The 14,323-nt window shown below is 45.7% G+C and carries 11 protein-coding genes; 8 read left to right on the top strand and 3 right to left on the bottom strand.

Annotated features, from left to right (window positions below):
• Positions 1-11 precede the first annotated feature (11 nt).
• From fkpB to P8H32_RS08600, 8 genes are all read left to right on the top strand, one after another.
• Entirely contained in the window at positions 12-461 is a 450-nt protein-coding gene (gene fkpB, locus P8H32_RS08635) for an FKBP-type peptidyl-prolyl cis-trans isomerase (RefSeq protein ID WP_297292274.1), read from the top strand.
• 19 nt (positions 462-480) lie between these two features.
• Positions 481-1,416 carry a 4-hydroxy-3-methylbut-2-enyl diphosphate reductase gene (gene ispH, locus P8H32_RS08630; protein WP_297292300.1) on the top strand — a complete coding sequence of 312 codons (936 nt, stop codon included), beginning with the start codon at positions 481-483 and terminating at the stop codon, positions 1,414-1,416.
• Between the two features lie 209 nt (positions 1,417-1,625).
• Entirely contained in the window at positions 1,626-2,222 is a 597-nt protein-coding gene (locus tag P8H32_RS08625; RefSeq protein ID WP_301089192.1) for a GspH/FimT family pseudopilin, read from the top strand.
• An 8-nt stretch (positions 2,223-2,230) separates the two neighbouring features.
• Positions 2,231-2,749 carry a type IV pilus modification protein PilV gene (gene pilV / locus P8H32_RS08620; protein WP_301089191.1) on the top strand — a complete coding sequence of 173 codons (519 nt, stop codon included), beginning with the start codon at positions 2,231-2,233 and terminating at the stop codon, positions 2,747-2,749.
• A 68-nt stretch (positions 2,750-2,817) separates the two neighbouring features.
• Positions 2,818-3,984: a PilW family protein gene (locus tag P8H32_RS08615; RefSeq protein ID WP_301089190.1), complete on the top strand. Its 1,167-nt coding sequence runs from the start codon at positions 2,818-2,820 to the stop codon at positions 3,982-3,984.
• A gap of 8 nt (positions 3,985-3,992) precedes the next feature.
• On the top strand, positions 3,993-4,610 hold the full coding sequence (locus P8H32_RS08610) for a PilX N-terminal domain-containing pilus assembly protein (RefSeq protein WP_297292270.1): 618 nt from the start codon (positions 3,993-3,995) through the stop codon (positions 4,608-4,610).
• Between the two features lie 57 nt (positions 4,611-4,667).
• Positions 4,668-9,740, top strand: a complete 5,073-nt coding sequence (locus tag P8H32_RS08605; RefSeq protein WP_301089189.1) for a PilC/PilY family type IV pilus protein — start codon at positions 4,668-4,670, stop codon at positions 9,738-9,740.
• Between the two features lie 27 nt (positions 9,741-9,767).
• Positions 9,768-10,196, top strand: a complete 429-nt coding sequence (locus tag P8H32_RS08600) for a type IV pilin protein (protein ID WP_297292268.1) — start codon at positions 9,768-9,770, stop codon at positions 10,194-10,196.
• A gap of 6 nt (positions 10,197-10,202) precedes the next feature.
• Here the strand turns inward: P8H32_RS08600 and P8H32_RS08595 are convergent, their stop codons facing one another.
• The 3 genes from P8H32_RS08595 to nadE form a co-directional block, all read right to left on the bottom strand.
• Positions 10,203-11,561 (bottom strand): sigma-54 dependent transcriptional regulator, encoded by a 1,359-nt coding sequence (locus tag P8H32_RS08595; RefSeq protein ID WP_297292267.1) that lies wholly within the window; start codon positions 11,559-11,561, stop codon positions 10,203-10,205.
• A gap of 79 nt (positions 11,562-11,640) precedes the next feature.
• Positions 11,641-13,269, bottom strand: coding sequence for an ATP-binding protein (locus P8H32_RS08590; protein WP_301089188.1), 1,629 nt, complete (start codon positions 13,267-13,269; stop codon positions 11,641-11,643).
• A gap of 204 nt (positions 13,270-13,473) precedes the next feature.
• Positions 13,474-14,304: an ammonia-dependent NAD(+) synthetase gene (gene nadE, locus P8H32_RS08585; RefSeq protein ID WP_297292265.1), complete on the bottom strand. Its 831-nt coding sequence runs from the start codon at positions 14,302-14,304 to the stop codon at positions 13,474-13,476.
• Positions 14,305-14,323 lie beyond the last annotated feature (19 nt).

The raw sequence follows: 14,323 nt of genomic DNA, 5'->3' as shown, positions 1-14,323 counted from the left end.
GTACAGAACTTATGAAAGATATTTTAATCGGCCCTGATGCAACAGTGACCTTACATTTCTCCCTGAAATTTGACGATGGGTCTGTGATTGACTCTACCTTTGATCGAGAGCCTGCCACCTTTGTTATGGGTGATGGTAGTCTGTTGGATGGTTTTGAGAAAAAAATTGCAGGAATGAAAAAAGGTGATCAGGGGAGTTATACGGTATTACCTGAAGAAGGTTTTGGTCAGCCGAACCCTAACAATGTACAGCAATTTTCTCGCAATGACTTTTCTGCCGATTTGGAATTGGCCGAAGGTTTGGTGATCTCCTTTGCCGATGCCAGCCAATCTGAGCTGCCCGGTGTGGTAAGTGCTATTGATGGCGATAACGTTACAGTAGACTTTAACCACCCGTTGGCCGGTAGGAATATCCAGTTTGATGTTGATATTATTGATGTGCAGGTTAACACAGAGAGCTAGGTAAGATTCCATGAGTGCTATTCAAATTAAACTAGCCAACCCCAGGGGGTTTTGCGCCGGCGTCGACCGGGCGATTGAAATTGTTAATCGTGCCCTGGAAGTGTTCGGCTCCCCCATCTATGTTCGTCATGAAGTGGTACACAATAAGTTTGTGGTAGAAGATTTACGTTCCCGTGGTGCTGTTTTCGTTGATGAGTTAGATGAAGTGCCCGACGATACTATAGTTATCTTTAGTGCCCATGGCGTGTCTCTGGCGGTGCAAGATGAGGCTAAAAGGCGCGGCTTAAAGGTTTTTGATGCCACCTGCCCGCTGGTAACAAAAGTTCATATGGAAGTGGCAAAGTATTCTCAAGAGGGGCAGGAGTGTGTGTTAATTGGACATAAAGGCCACCCAGAGGTTGAGGGCACAATGGGGCAGTATGATCACTCTCAAGGGGGTGAGATTTATTTGGTTGAAGATGTCGAGCAAGTTAATACCCTGGTTGTTGGCAATCCTGAAGCCTTGGCATATGTAACGCAAACCACTCTATCGGTAGATGATACTGCACAGGTCATTGATGCTTTACGACAGCAGTATCCCTCGATTAAAGGGCCACGCAAAGATGATATTTGCTACGCCACTCAAAACCGGCAAGATGCCGTCAAACAGTTAGCGTCAGAGTGCGATTTGATGCTAGTGGTTGGTTCACCCAATAGCTCTAACTCCAATCGTTTAAGTGAGCTGGCTGGGCGGATGGGAACCGAATCTTATTTAGTCGATACCGCTGAAGATATCGACCCTGTATGGTTAAAGGGAAAAACCACCATAGGCATTACCGCCGGTGCCTCAGCGCCTGAAGTATTGGTTAAACAGGTTATTGATGGTCTTTGTGAATTGGGTGCGCAACCGCCTGAAGAAATGCAGGGCAGGGAAGAAAATATCACCTTCTCTTTGCCTAAAGAATTGCGAAGCTAATCACACTTGGTTGACATGGCAGTCCCACTGTAACCGTTTGAAGCTTTAATCAGACCGTTTATCCGGTCACCCTGAATCCCCCTAATATCCTCTGCTAGGCTATGCTCCAGGCTCGATCGATTAAGTTTGGCGTTCCCTGTGGTGCAACATTGCTCACAGGTTACTCATAGCCAAAATAGCCAAACTAATACCAGCAGGGGATATTAAGAGTGAATTGTACCAACCGTCATCAGCACCAGGGTTTTACCTTGCCAGAGCTACTGATAGTTATTGCTATTTCGGCGATTCTACTTGGCGTCGCTGTTCCTGCCCTGGATTCCATACTAACCAATAATCGAATCCAGTCACAATTAAGCACCTTTGCTAATCACCTGAAATTGGCGCGGTCAGTTGCGATTACTCGACAAACTGAAGTTACCGTATGCAGCATGGATGTATCAGCAATAACCACTGGCAGTACTTGTAACGGTAGCATGAGTAATGGTTGGGTAGCCTTTGTTGATGATAACAATGACGGCACCGTTGACAGTATTGACAATGTACTCAAGGTGCATAAAAGCATTTCACCCAATGTACTAACCGTGACAACCGCCGGCGGTACTGTGCAGCAGTTTATTCGTTTTGATACTCGTGGCCAGATTAGTGATCAATTGACGGTTAAATTATGCGACGAAGATACCACTGTTGATGAGTTAGGTAGAGCTATCCTAATGCATCGCACAGGTATGGCAGAGTATTCTCGGGTTAAATCAGGGACTAGCATTCATAAAGATGTTAAAGGTAATGTCATTGACTGTGGAGCCTAGCGATTATTATGCAAGATAAAATAAAACAGGTTTTAGTCGGCCAGAGCATAGCCCGACAACATGAAGGTTCAAGCCTTATTGAGTTGCTGGTTGCTTTAGTTATCCTGGCGATTGGCTTACTGGGTTATATCGGCCTGATTACTTCCGGCCTGACGATTAACCAAAGAGCGTATACCCTGTCGCAGGCATCATTCTTGGCAGAAGACCTTGTGGATAGGGCGCGGGCCAACCGCGATGCCATTTCTAGTTACAAAGTTTTCGCGGGCCAGCCACCGACTTCATCAACAGATTGTAGCACTGCTAATTGTACCGAAGCACAAATGGCAGACTGGGATAAAGCTGAGTGGTGGATAGTAGTCAATGACACCTTGGCCAATGCCGATGCCCAGGTTGATATTGATACCGGTTCTAATAAAACTAAAGTTACCATCATCATTTCATATAGCTTGGCCCTGGGCAAAGAGGGAACTGGCGATAATGCCTCCCTGGTTGAACTTGAACAATACACATTGATCACTGAAATATAGCTACTGAAATACAGCTACTGAAACCTGGAACCTAAATAGATTTACAAAAGATGCCGCCGGAGAAAGTAATGGGATATGGTTTTATAAAACAATATGGTTTTGCCAAGCAGCAGGGTCTTACCCTTATTGAATTGCTGGTCTCCATGTTCATCACCTCGATTATTTTTGCCGGTGTTATTAATACCTTCTTAACTACCAAACAGTCTTATTTATTTGATGCAGAAGTTTCCTATATGCAAGAGAATGCCCGCTTTGCGGTTGATACGATTGCAAGGGATTTAAGGCAGGCTGGATATAGTGGCGGCTGCAATATGAACGGTGCGGATGTAGCAAACGCTGTTGATATTAGTACGAGTCAGGCGGACTTTTTAAAAACGACGGCGGTGGAAGGTTTTCAACTTGCCGACCATCCGGATGAATATAAAGATGATGTTTGGGCTATGGTCAGTTCGCCGGACTCTATGATTATTCGTTATTCTTCTGATGTTAATAATATAACGGTTACTAGCCATAATGCTGCATCGGCAGAAATTGATGTGACATCAACAGGTGATCTGGAAGCGGGGTCAATTTTCATGTTGGCACATATCAATTGTTCTCAGATTGGTATTGCTGCGGCATACGAAATATCTACTGGGAAGGTAGATCATAGCAAAGGGTCTGGAGTTGATAGTTCAAGTACTAATTGTTCCAAACACATGGGCGGACATTTCAATTGTAGTGTGGCGTGTGACTCTGACGGTAATTGCCCAGGAGCCCCCAACTCCTCTGCATACACGTACCCCCCCGGCTCAGGTGTTTATGAGTTTGTATCCAAAGCCTATTATATTGGCACTTCCAGCGCGGACGATGCAGTACCGGCTTTGTTTGTTAAAAAGTTAGATAGTGATGGTGATGTCTCAATAGCCGAAGAGTTGGTCTCAGGCGTTGAAGATTTTCAAATCCTCTACGGTGTAGATACCCAAGCCCTTAGTGCTGATGGTAAGGTCAATCGGTATTTGACGTCGGCCAATATTACACAGGATGTAGCAGACGCTGGTAGTGGCTGGATTGGCTGGGACCGGGTGTTGAGTGTTCGTCTTCAATTAGTCGCACGTTCCAGAGATCCTGTATTGCAGCAAACCACCTCGCAAACACCGATTGCAGGAGGTGTTACTTATAATGATAAATATATGCGGCAGCTGATTACCACCACCGTGCAATTACGTAATGCAGCTTTAGCGGCCAATATCTGAGTATGGGTATGAGTATGAATAGCGTTCTGGTAAAAAAACAAAAAGGTGCTGTATTGGTGCTTTGTTTGATTATTTTATTAGTAATAACTTTGCTGGGAGCAACTGCTATGCAGGGCTCTGGGCTTGAACTAAAAATGATAAAAGGCTTTAGTGATCGACAGCAAGTTTTTCAAGCGACAGAAACTGCCCTGCGCGTCGCTGAGAACAGGTTGATGACTACGCCTTTTACTAGTAGTGACTTGAGTAGTGCTACCTGTGCTTCTGGCTCAGCCAGCTGTTTTGAAGATACTTGTACTGGTGGGCTTTGCTTTTTGGGTGACAATACTAGCACGACTGCTAACTGTGTAATTTATACTGGCACACCACCTGCGATGCCCATTTGGCATGATGGTGGTGGCTTTGCCGTATGGGATAATGCGTCTTTCCACTTAGAACAGAACCCCACTGACTCCAGCGGTATAACCGTTAAGTATATTATTGAATTTCAGTGCTTTGTTGATGCTGGCAGCGACACTGTTATCAGCGGTGGTGGCCATGCTTTTTATAGAATCACCGCCTTGGGTGCTAATGCTTCAGGCCTTACTGAAGTGATGTTACAAAGCACACTATCTACACCGGCGCTATAGAATGAAAATGAAAATTCGGATTTTGTTGCAGTTGATTGACAGTCGAGGTGTTTTTAGATGACTACTAAAATTATGCAAACCAAGCTAGTGGATAGCAGGCCAGTCTATAAGGGCGTGCAAAAACTTTGGAAGCTTACGTTTTTATCCATGCTTTCTACCGCAGCCATTGCCGCGACGGCACCGGATGGTAGCACTGCTACTGCATCGGATTACAAAGCCATACCTCCATTAGTAGTCGACAACGCAGCCCCTCTTGTTATGTTGGTTATGTCTAATGACCATGAGCTTTATAAAAAGGCCTATACCGATTATACGGATTTGAATAACGATGGTAGTTTAGATAGAACTTACAATAACGCCTTTGACTACTATGGTTATTTTAATAGCGATAAATGCTATAGCTATGTAACCGGTTCCGGATATTTTACCCCTGGCGGTGATGTTGATACAGCGGGAGTCGATAGAAAATGTACTGGCGCCAATGCCAATAAGTGGAGCGGTAATTTTCTCAATTGGGCCGCAATGACTCGCATGGATGTAGTGCGCAAAGTACTTTATGGTGGTAAGCGCTCTACTGATTCCAGCTCCAATACCATTCTTGAGCGGGTGTTAATCCCATCGGATATTCACGCCTTTGTAAAAGTGGCAACTGATGCGACGATTGATGGCAGTGTTAGTGACTATACGCCATTTAGTAATAGTGAGATTAGCCTGTGTAATGTTACCGATTACGTCAGTGGCAGCTCTGACCAGTCCAGAAATTTGGATACCAGTAATAACCCACCGTTAATAAAAGTAGTGGCAGGCGCCTTTCCCCAGTGGAGTTCTTCTGAGGTTGTTCAGTGCCAATTTGATGAAGAGGCGGGTTCTGCTGATACCCGGCCTTCAACCGCAGATGCCCTGACCAGCGGTGGTGACTCCTCCGTTACTGATGGTGAATACACCGTTCGTGTGCAAGTGTGTGTTGATGGACAGGACCAGAATGCCAGTTATTGTCGGCAATATAACACTGGCGGTTCTGCATCCCATAAACCCTCTGGCCTATTACAGAAATACGGTGAAGATGGCAGTATCAAATTTGGTTTAATGACCGGTAGTTACCAGCAAAATGCTGAAGGTGGGGTGTTACGCAAAAACATCACCGAATTTTCAGGGCCCGATGCAGTTACCGCTGATAATGAAATTAATCTTAATGATGGTACGTTCAATACCATTACCAATGGCATTGTTAGTACCTTGGATGCCATGCGTATTGCTGGTTGGGATTACGGAAGTAGAAAATATACGGACTGTGATAGCCACAGTATCCCTATTAGCACATTTAAAAATACCGCTAGTGGATCTAATCGTCAGTGTCGCGATTGGGGTAACCCCTTAGGTGAAATCTATATGGAAGCGCTGCGCTATTTTGCGGGGGCTGGTTCAGCGACGCCCGCTTTCAATACGTTGGCAGATTCTTCCTGGATTTCAGGTATGAACACCGCACCCTGGTCCGCCGCTGGTGTATTAACTGCGGATAATAACTGCGCCAGCTGTTCGATTATTGTGTTATCGACGGGTCTAAACTCTTTCGATAGCGATAACCTGGCTACCGCCTCCGACCTTCCCGGTTTATCCGGTAGTAGTGCTGTCAGTGCGAAGACCGACGAAGTGGGTACCGAGGAAGGTATTGGTGGTACTTATATTGTTGGTAATAGCGATGATCTTACTAACAGCAATGAATGTACGGGTAAAACGGTATCTGGCCTGTCAGGTGTTAAAGGCCTCTGTCCTGAAATCCCCCAGTTGGAAGGTACCTATGAAGTTGCGGGCTTAGCGTATTATGCCAGGACGACTGATCTACGTGCACTGGATGAAGACCAGACAGTGACTACTTATACGGTGGCTTTAGCTGAGTCTTTGCCCAGCTTTGAGATAGCGGCCACTCCGGTAGGTGTTGCGGCGGCCAATACAGTTAGCTTTGTGCCTTCATGTCAGGCAAATACAAATGGTGGTGCATCTTTAGGAGCTACAGGTTGGAACGATTGTAGTCTGTCAGATGTGACTGTTGTGAGCCAGACAAGTACCTACGGTCATATTCTCTTTGCCTGGGAGGACTCTCACTGGGGTAATGACTATGATATGGATGGTATTTCCAGTATCGAGTATTGCACAGCAAGGGGCACAGCAGCTGAGGTTCGAGCGGTCTGTCCCAAATATTCAACTAATGGCAGTGATCCTGATTGGGGGGACGCAGCTGCCGGTCAAATACAGTTTCGCGTGTCAGTACCTCAGGCTAACGCCGGTAACGCCCTGAGTTTTGGTTTTATTATGAACGGTACCGACGTTGCTGATGGTGCTTATATCAATTTATTGCGTCCGGGGGGGCAAACCATTTCGCGATTGAATGGTAATACAGGCGGTACCATTCTTTGGGGTAGTGTTCGACGCTTTAATGCCGATACATCCACCGGTGATTTACTTGAAAACCCACTATGGTATGCCGCCAAGTATGGTGGTTTTGATGATATTGATAAAGATAAGACGCCGGATAACTCTGATGGCGGTGATATTGAATGGGATGCGAAAGATACCTCAGGCAATTTTACGCCCGATGGCGCGCCCGATGCATTTTTCCCCGTGAGTAACCCTGCTAATCTTGTTACCTCTTTAGCCGAGGTATTGGATAATATTGCCGATGGCGCTAGTAGTTCATCGGCAGCGGCAGTGGTAGGTAACAGCGCCGATGGTACTGGGGCCATTTATCAAGCTGTCTATGAAGCTACTGCGGAGGATGAAAATAATGAGACCGTTAATTGGACGGGTTCTATCTTATCCTTCTTTATCGATTCAGAGAGCCGCTTGCGTGAAGATGCTTGTGTAGGCAGTGGTAGCCCATGTAATAACAATCACACACTAGATGACGCTGACCCTGAAATCAGGTTTCGGTTTGATAATGTCTTATCGGAGGTGGTGATTGATCGCTACGATCTTTCCGGTGCAATTATTGAAACAGGTAAACCCATCAGTGATATCAAATTACTATGGGATGTCAATGAAGTGTTATCGAACATAAAAGATGTTACCACTCAACGTAATTACACATCGCCCGTCAGTGATACTGTTGGTGGTGGCCGTTATATTTTTACCTGGATAGATGAAAATGAAGACGGTGATGTTGCTGACAGTGAAATAATTGACTTTGACACTACTAGTTTTAGCTCGGTAGTGGATGGTGATGATGCAACACGGGATCTACGTCGTTATCTGGGATTTGAGCAAGGGACTGATACCGATGGGATTAACGATTTATCTGATGCTTTGGTGAACTTTATTCGCGGAGAGGATCAGAATATTAATGGCTGGCGCTCCAGACAGTTTACTAAAGATGGCTCTACGGTCACTAAGCGTCTGGGCGATATTGTCAACTCGGCTCCGGTGAATGTGGGTCGTCCCGATGCGGATTACAGCTCCCGCTATAACGATGCTCAATACCGCGCCTTTGCCAGTCGTTATGCCAATCGACGCCAGATGATTTATGTTGGCGCCAATGATGGCATGCTGCATGCTTTTAATGGCGGTTTTTATGATGCTGCTACTCTGTCATTTAATACACAATCAGAGGGTGGTAGTGAAACTGCGCATCCCCTGGGGGCCGAACTTTGGGCTTATGTGCCACAAAATTTGCTACCGCATTTACAGTGGTTAAAAGAAGCTGATTACCCTCATGTTTATTATGTAGATGGTGATACCCAAAAGTTTGATGTCAATATCTTTAACGATTGTCCAAACTCAGATAGTTGTGCCCACCCCTATGGCTGGGGCACTATTTTAGTCGTCACTATGCGTTTAGGGGGTGCTGATATCACCTTCGATCCAGACAGTGATACGGATGGTGATAGCAGTGACGATATTACGATGAGATCGGCAATAATGATATTTGACGTCACTGACCCTGAAGTGCCCCCGGTATTGTTGGCAGAATTAACCCATCCGCAATTGGGTTTTACCACCAGCAAACCGGCACTCTATAAAAGTCGATCAAAAGATGTTAACGGCAATATTGACGCCGCTAATGATGAGTGGTTTTTAGTTGTTGGTTCCGGGCCGGCGGGTACTGATGCCTCGAGTAAAGAGGCCGCGTTAGGCAGTGCAGTGAGCAGCCAAACAGCGCAGATATTCCGTATTAATTTGGATACCAAGGCGTGGGAAGGGCCTTTTTCAACGGGGCAAAGCGCCAGTTTTACCGGTGATATATCCACAATGGATTGGGATAATGACTATACAGATGATGCTGTTTATTTTGGCACAGTGGGTGGTACTCCTTCCAGCCCGACCGGCCAGTTAATGCGATTCAGGCCAGGTTCTAATACTATGGATGTTATGCTGTCCGGTAGCAATCAACCTTACACCACAGCCCCGTTGCCTTTATTGGACAGGGATAATCGCCGCTGGGTTTATGCGGGTACGGGGCGCTTTTTTGTTACTGATGACATTAATAGCAACAGGCAGCAAAGTTTTCATGGGGTTATCGAGGCTAATGATTTATCGGGATCTGTCTCTACCGTTCCCAAGAATACCTTGATAGATACCACCAATGTTCAGGTGTTTGAAGGGGGGCAGGCAGCCTTAGCTACCTCAGGGGTTTCAGGTGTAGGTACAACGCCTTTCGATCTAACTTTTACAGGTGGCATCATTGAAGATATCAGTACCTTTGAAGGGTTAAGGATTGCTTTGCCCGCCAGCGCTGCTAATGGCTGGTATATTGATTTTCCTACCACAAGTGATCGTAACTTGTTGCAGCCCGTTCTTATCAGGGACGTTTTGGTATTTGATGAGTACCGGGCCAGTGGCCAGCAGTGTTCGCCAGTCGGTTCCAGTCGTTTGCGGGCACTGGATATGATAACGGGCACTGCATCGCCCTTTGTTGTTTTCGACCTGCATGACTCTAATAAAATGGGTGATGATGATTTTCAGGTGTTGAGTGGCGTTGATATGGGCGAAGGTATGATTATTGGTTTATCTAAACATAATGATGCTGTAGTGGTGAGTAAGGGTGGGGATGGTATTGAGATTTCAACCGAAAAGCCCACCATTTCAGGCATAGCCTCGGGTCGTCGTTCATGGCGTGAAATCCCTCTAAATAGGTAATCGGATTAAATGATGAGGTGAACAACAATGAGTAAGAAAACGGCACAAGGTTTTACTTTAATTGAGGTAATGATAGTACTCGTTATTGTTAGCATACTGGCATCTATTGCATTACCTTCCTATCAGGATTCGATTAGGAAGGCACGCCGCTCTGATGCCACTATAGCCCTGGAAAAAGCAGCGGCAATACAGGAGCAGCACTTTTTTACCAAAAGTACCTATTCGAGTGATATTGACGATATTGGCGGCAGCGGTGGCACACTGTCATCGCCGGAAGGTTTTTATCTGATAACCACCAGTGTTGCTGCGGCAGCAACCGGTTGCTCGACGGATGGTGTGTGCTACCTATTAACGGCCACGGCGACGGGTGTACAAGCCGATGATAGTGAGTGTGCAACCTTCACCCTGACCAATACTGGTGCCAGAGCTTCTACAAGTCGTACCGACTGTTGGTGATTGAGTTTATTCGATATTATTTTTCTTGAGTTTGTAACGCAATTGCCTGAATGAAATACCCAGTAATTCAGCGGCAGTGGTTTTATTCCAGCGGGTTTTTTCCAGCGCTGCCTTAATGGCTCTGGTTTCAATAGCTTCCAGATAGCCTTCCAGATCTCCGAAAGCATCCTGAGGGTTGTCAGGGGGCCCTGCTAATGGATCTACTGCCGATGTATTACTGCTCTCAAATAACTGAAGATCATCTTTTTGAATAGTATTGTCTTCACACAGTGTATAAGCCCGCTCCAGGGTGTTTTCCAATTCGCGGACATTACCAGGAAATGAGTATTGGTCTAGCATCTTTATCGCCTGCTCAGTCAGCGATGGTTTTTCTAATTGCCATTCTTTGGCCAATTGGCTTAAAGCAAAGTCAGCTAAAAGCGGAATATCTTCTTTGCGCTCTCGCAACGGTGGCACTTTTAATTCAATGACATTGATGCGATAAAATAAATCGTTGCGAAATCTCTCCGCCTCTACTTCGACAGATAAATCTTTATGGGTGGCGCTGAGGATACGGACATTAATCGGTTGCTCTTCATTAGAGCCCACTTTGCGAATCGATTTTTCCTGAATGGCCCGTAGTAGTTTAACCTGCATCGGCAATGGCAAATCAGCCACTTCATCTAAAAATAACGTGCCGCCTTGGGCTGCTTCAAATAGGCCCTGCTTATTTTCCAATGCGCCGGTAAAACTGCCTTTTACATGTCCAAAAAATTCACTCTCCATTAACTCCGAAGGAATTGCGCCACAGTTCACAGCTACAAAGTTTTTGCTAGCTCTTGGGCCGTTACTGTGAATAAGCCGTGCAACCACTTCTTTGCCGCTACCAGATTCACCACTGATATAGACTGGGGCCTGGCTGCGAGAAAGTTTAGTAATCTGTTTGCGCAATGCACTAATAGTTGGTGCATTGCCTAATAATTGAACCTGGTCGCTATATTCAATGTGCTCAGTAGTGTCGGTTAATTTTAATGCGGTATCAATTAACTCACGGAGCCGATCAAGGTCGATAGGTTTGCTGATAAAGTCATAAGCCCCTGCTTTGAGTGCAGAGATAGCGGTTTCAACACTGCCAAAAGCTGTGATCATGGCGACGGGGGTTGCGGGGTAGTGTTGCTGAATATGTTCAATAATCTCCAGACCTTGACCATCGGGCAGTTTCATATCCGTCAGGCATAAATCGTAGGAGCGTTTTTTGAGCTTACTAATTGCTCCAGCTACGCTTTCCGCGCAGTCAGTCTCTAGCCCCATACGAGCAAGGGTGAGCTCTAATAGTTCGCGAATGTCGGGTTCGTCATCAATAATTAAAACGCTATTTTTAGTCATAAAGAAACTATTTATCCCTGTTATTTATCCCTACTATTTATTTCTGCTATTTATATTTTACTAAATATCTCCACTAAAGTTACTCTTGCGAAAGTCGCCTGTCGGGGTGTGGGAAGCTAATTCGAAAACAACTTTTACCAGCCTCAGTACGAATATAGTCTAATCGAGCTTCATTGGCCTCACAGAGTTCTCTGGATATATATAACCCTAAGCCACTGCCTTTGGCTTCGGTAGTAAAAAAGGGCTCAAATAAATTGTCTCTGGCATCATCGTTAACTCCGGGGCCGTCGTCAATGATATCTAATACTGGCAGTTGGGTAAGCGGATTAATATGCACATACAATTCTAAAGTGGCTTTGCCTGTTTGTTGAAGACTATAGCGCAGACCATTTTGTGCAAGGTTGGTAATAACCTGACTGAGTTGGCTACAATCTATATCGACCATGCAGCTTTGCACAGACGTTAGTGTGATATAAGGCGTAGCTTCGCCTGTATTTTCAAACTCGTCAATAAATTGCTGCAGCCACAGCTCTAATATAATGTGTTCCGGTTTTGGGGCAGAGCGGCTAGAGAGCTGTAAGGTATTCTCAATCACGTTATTCATTCGCTTGGAGTGGCGCTGAATAATTCCACTAAGACGTTGATCAGTAGGGTTGAGTTCTGAAGACTCTTCCAGCAGCTGCGCTGCATGGCTAATGGCCCCTAAAGGATTGCGGATCTCATGGGCAATACTGGCGGTTAGTCGGCCTAACGAAGCCAGCTTCATTTGCTGTGCCCGTTGCGCCATGCGTCGATTATTTTCCAGAAACACCAGGGTGTTACTACTGTCATCCTGGGTCAATGCCGAGAAACTTAGTTGTAGTTCCGGGCCTGTTTCTTCGATACTAAAAACGGGGCATTGATGTTGGGGGTTAGCTTGCCAAAGTTTAAATTGCTCCATCACTTGAGGGGGAAGGTTGTAGTAGGTTCCGGGTGATGCTGCCAGTTTTTCGATGTCTGAGTTGCTTAATAATTCTCCCGCTGCTGCATTGGCAAGCTCAATTTGTCCGGCAGGCGTAGCCACTAAAATACCGGTACGCATACGTTGTACAATATTCTGGTTGAGTAGCTGTAATTTATTAACATCAGCGGTTTTCTGCTCTGCAATCATCTGGGCGCCGCGAATTCTGGTGGCCAGATTTCGAATCAGATATGACGTAATAAAAAATGTCATGCCTAAAATACCAGCGGGCAAGAAGCTGGATATATTCAGGTAATTTTCATTAATCAGTCGGGCGGTATCGGCAATTATGGCGATACTGGCAATGGCCGCACAAAGGATAGCTAGCTGCCCCGGTAGCATCATACTGCTGGCGGCTATGACGACCACTAACAAGATACCTAAGCCACTAGTGACACCCGCACTGGCATCAGCAATGGCAATAATAAAACCTATATCGACAATGAAGTTGGCGAATAGCTGTTGTTGGTTAAAGGGATTTTTTTTCGGTAGAACGATGGTTAAACCAATCAGGTTTAACAATAAGTAGACTAAGGTGGTATAGAAAAACTGGTCGGGTTTTATAGTGCCTACTAAGGGGCTTGTAGAGGCCAGCAGAAAAGCCCCCAATAACGCCATACACAGCAAGGCACGATAAACGGTATAAACCTTAAGTAGTGCCAGATTTTGCTGCTGGTTAAGTTGACTTTCCTGTATTGCTGAACTCATACTTTGCCGTTGCTGTTTATCAACCCTGACGTTTTAAAGTATAAGTGTAGGCCTTCATGAATAGTGTCGCAAAGCCAGTTTCTAAACCTATTGGGATAAATATCTTTTGGGCGTAGTGCTGGTGGTTTTTATCGTTAGGGCCGCAAGACCATTTCGCAACCCTACCCCCGACTCCTCAGCGGGGACGATGACATGCAGTGAAATCTAGTCGTAAACAGTAGGAATAGGTAAACGCTTATGCTGGGTTTTGGCATAAATAGCTTCGATGTGAGCGGCAATCTCATCACTTACCGGTTTGCCTTCGAGATAATCATCCAGTTGATCATAAGTGACGCCCAGAACCTGCTCGTCAGCTTTTTGCGGTGATAATGACTCCAGGTCCGCTGTCGGCGTTTTCTCCACTAGTAACTGTGGTGCACCCAGGTGTTTGGCAAGTTGCCTGACCTGACGTTTACTGAGACCAAATAGCGGTGCAAGGTCACAGGCCCCGTCGCCCCATTTGGTGAAGAAGCCGGTAATATTTTCAGCGGAATGATCCGTGCCTAATACCAGGCCACCCAACAGGCCAGCAATGTCGTATTGCAGAACCATCCGCGTTCTGGCTTTGACATTGCCTTTGGAAAAATCACTGGCAGCGTTAGAAGGATTAATATCCTGAGCAGCAAGGGCACTAAGCACTTCGCTGTGAATAGCATCCGCGCCGGGTTTTACATTGACTGTAATATGGCGTGAAGGTTGAATAAATTCAATGGCCAATTGCGCGTCGTCCTCGTCCTGCTGAATATCATAGGGCAGTCTTACAGCGTTAAATTGATAGTTATTTTCACCGCTCTGCTGGTTAAGCTGGTCTACGGCTATTTGCGCTAAACGGCCAGTTGTAGAGGAATCAATACCACCACTAATACCCAATACCAGGTTTTTGGCACCACTGTTGACCAGCGTTTTTTTAATAAAATCTACTCGACGACTAATTTCAAACTCGACATCTATCTCAGGTAAAACCTGCATTTCCTGGAGTATGGTAGTTTTTTCCATAGCTTAACGTCTCGGTGCA

The sequence above is a fragment of the Oceanicoccus sp. genome (assembly GCF_029238675.1).
GTDB lineage: Bacteria > Pseudomonadota > Gammaproteobacteria > Pseudomonadales > Dasaniaceae > Oceanicoccus.
This window is presented reverse-complemented; position numbering and strand designations above follow the sequence as displayed.

Bases quoted from the DNA above. Each gene is read 5' to 3' on its own strand.
- fkpB (WP_297292274.1), top strand. From the start codon at position 12: ATGAAAGATATTTTAATCGGCCCTGATGCAACAGTGACCTTACATTTC.
- pilV (WP_301089191.1), top strand. From the start codon at position 2,231: ATGCAAGATAAAATAAAACAGGTTTTAGTCGGCCAGAGCATAGCCCGA.
- P8H32_RS08615 (WP_301089190.1), top strand. From the start codon at position 2,818: ATGGGATATGGTTTTATAAAACAATATGGTTTTGCCAAGCAGCAGGGT.
- P8H32_RS08610 (WP_297292270.1), top strand. From the start codon at position 3,993: ATGAGTATGAATAGCGTTCTGGTAAAAAAACAAAAAGGTGCTGTATTG.
- P8H32_RS08605 (WP_301089189.1), top strand. From the start codon at position 4,668: ATGACTACTAAAATTATGCAAACCAAGCTAGTGGATAGCAGGCCAGTC.
- P8H32_RS08600 (WP_297292268.1), top strand. From the start codon at position 9,768: ATGAGTAAGAAAACGGCACAAGGTTTTACTTTAATTGAGGTAATGATA.
- P8H32_RS08595 (WP_297292267.1), bottom strand. From the start codon at position 11,561: ATGACTAAAAATAGCGTTTTAATTATTGATGACGAACCCGACATTCGC.
- P8H32_RS08590 (WP_301089188.1), bottom strand. From the start codon at position 13,269: ATGAGTTCAGCAATACAGGAAAGTCAACTTAACCAGCAGCAAAATCTG.
- nadE (WP_297292265.1), bottom strand. From the start codon at position 14,304: ATGGAAAAAACTACCATACTCCAGGAAATGCAGGTTTTACCTGAGATA.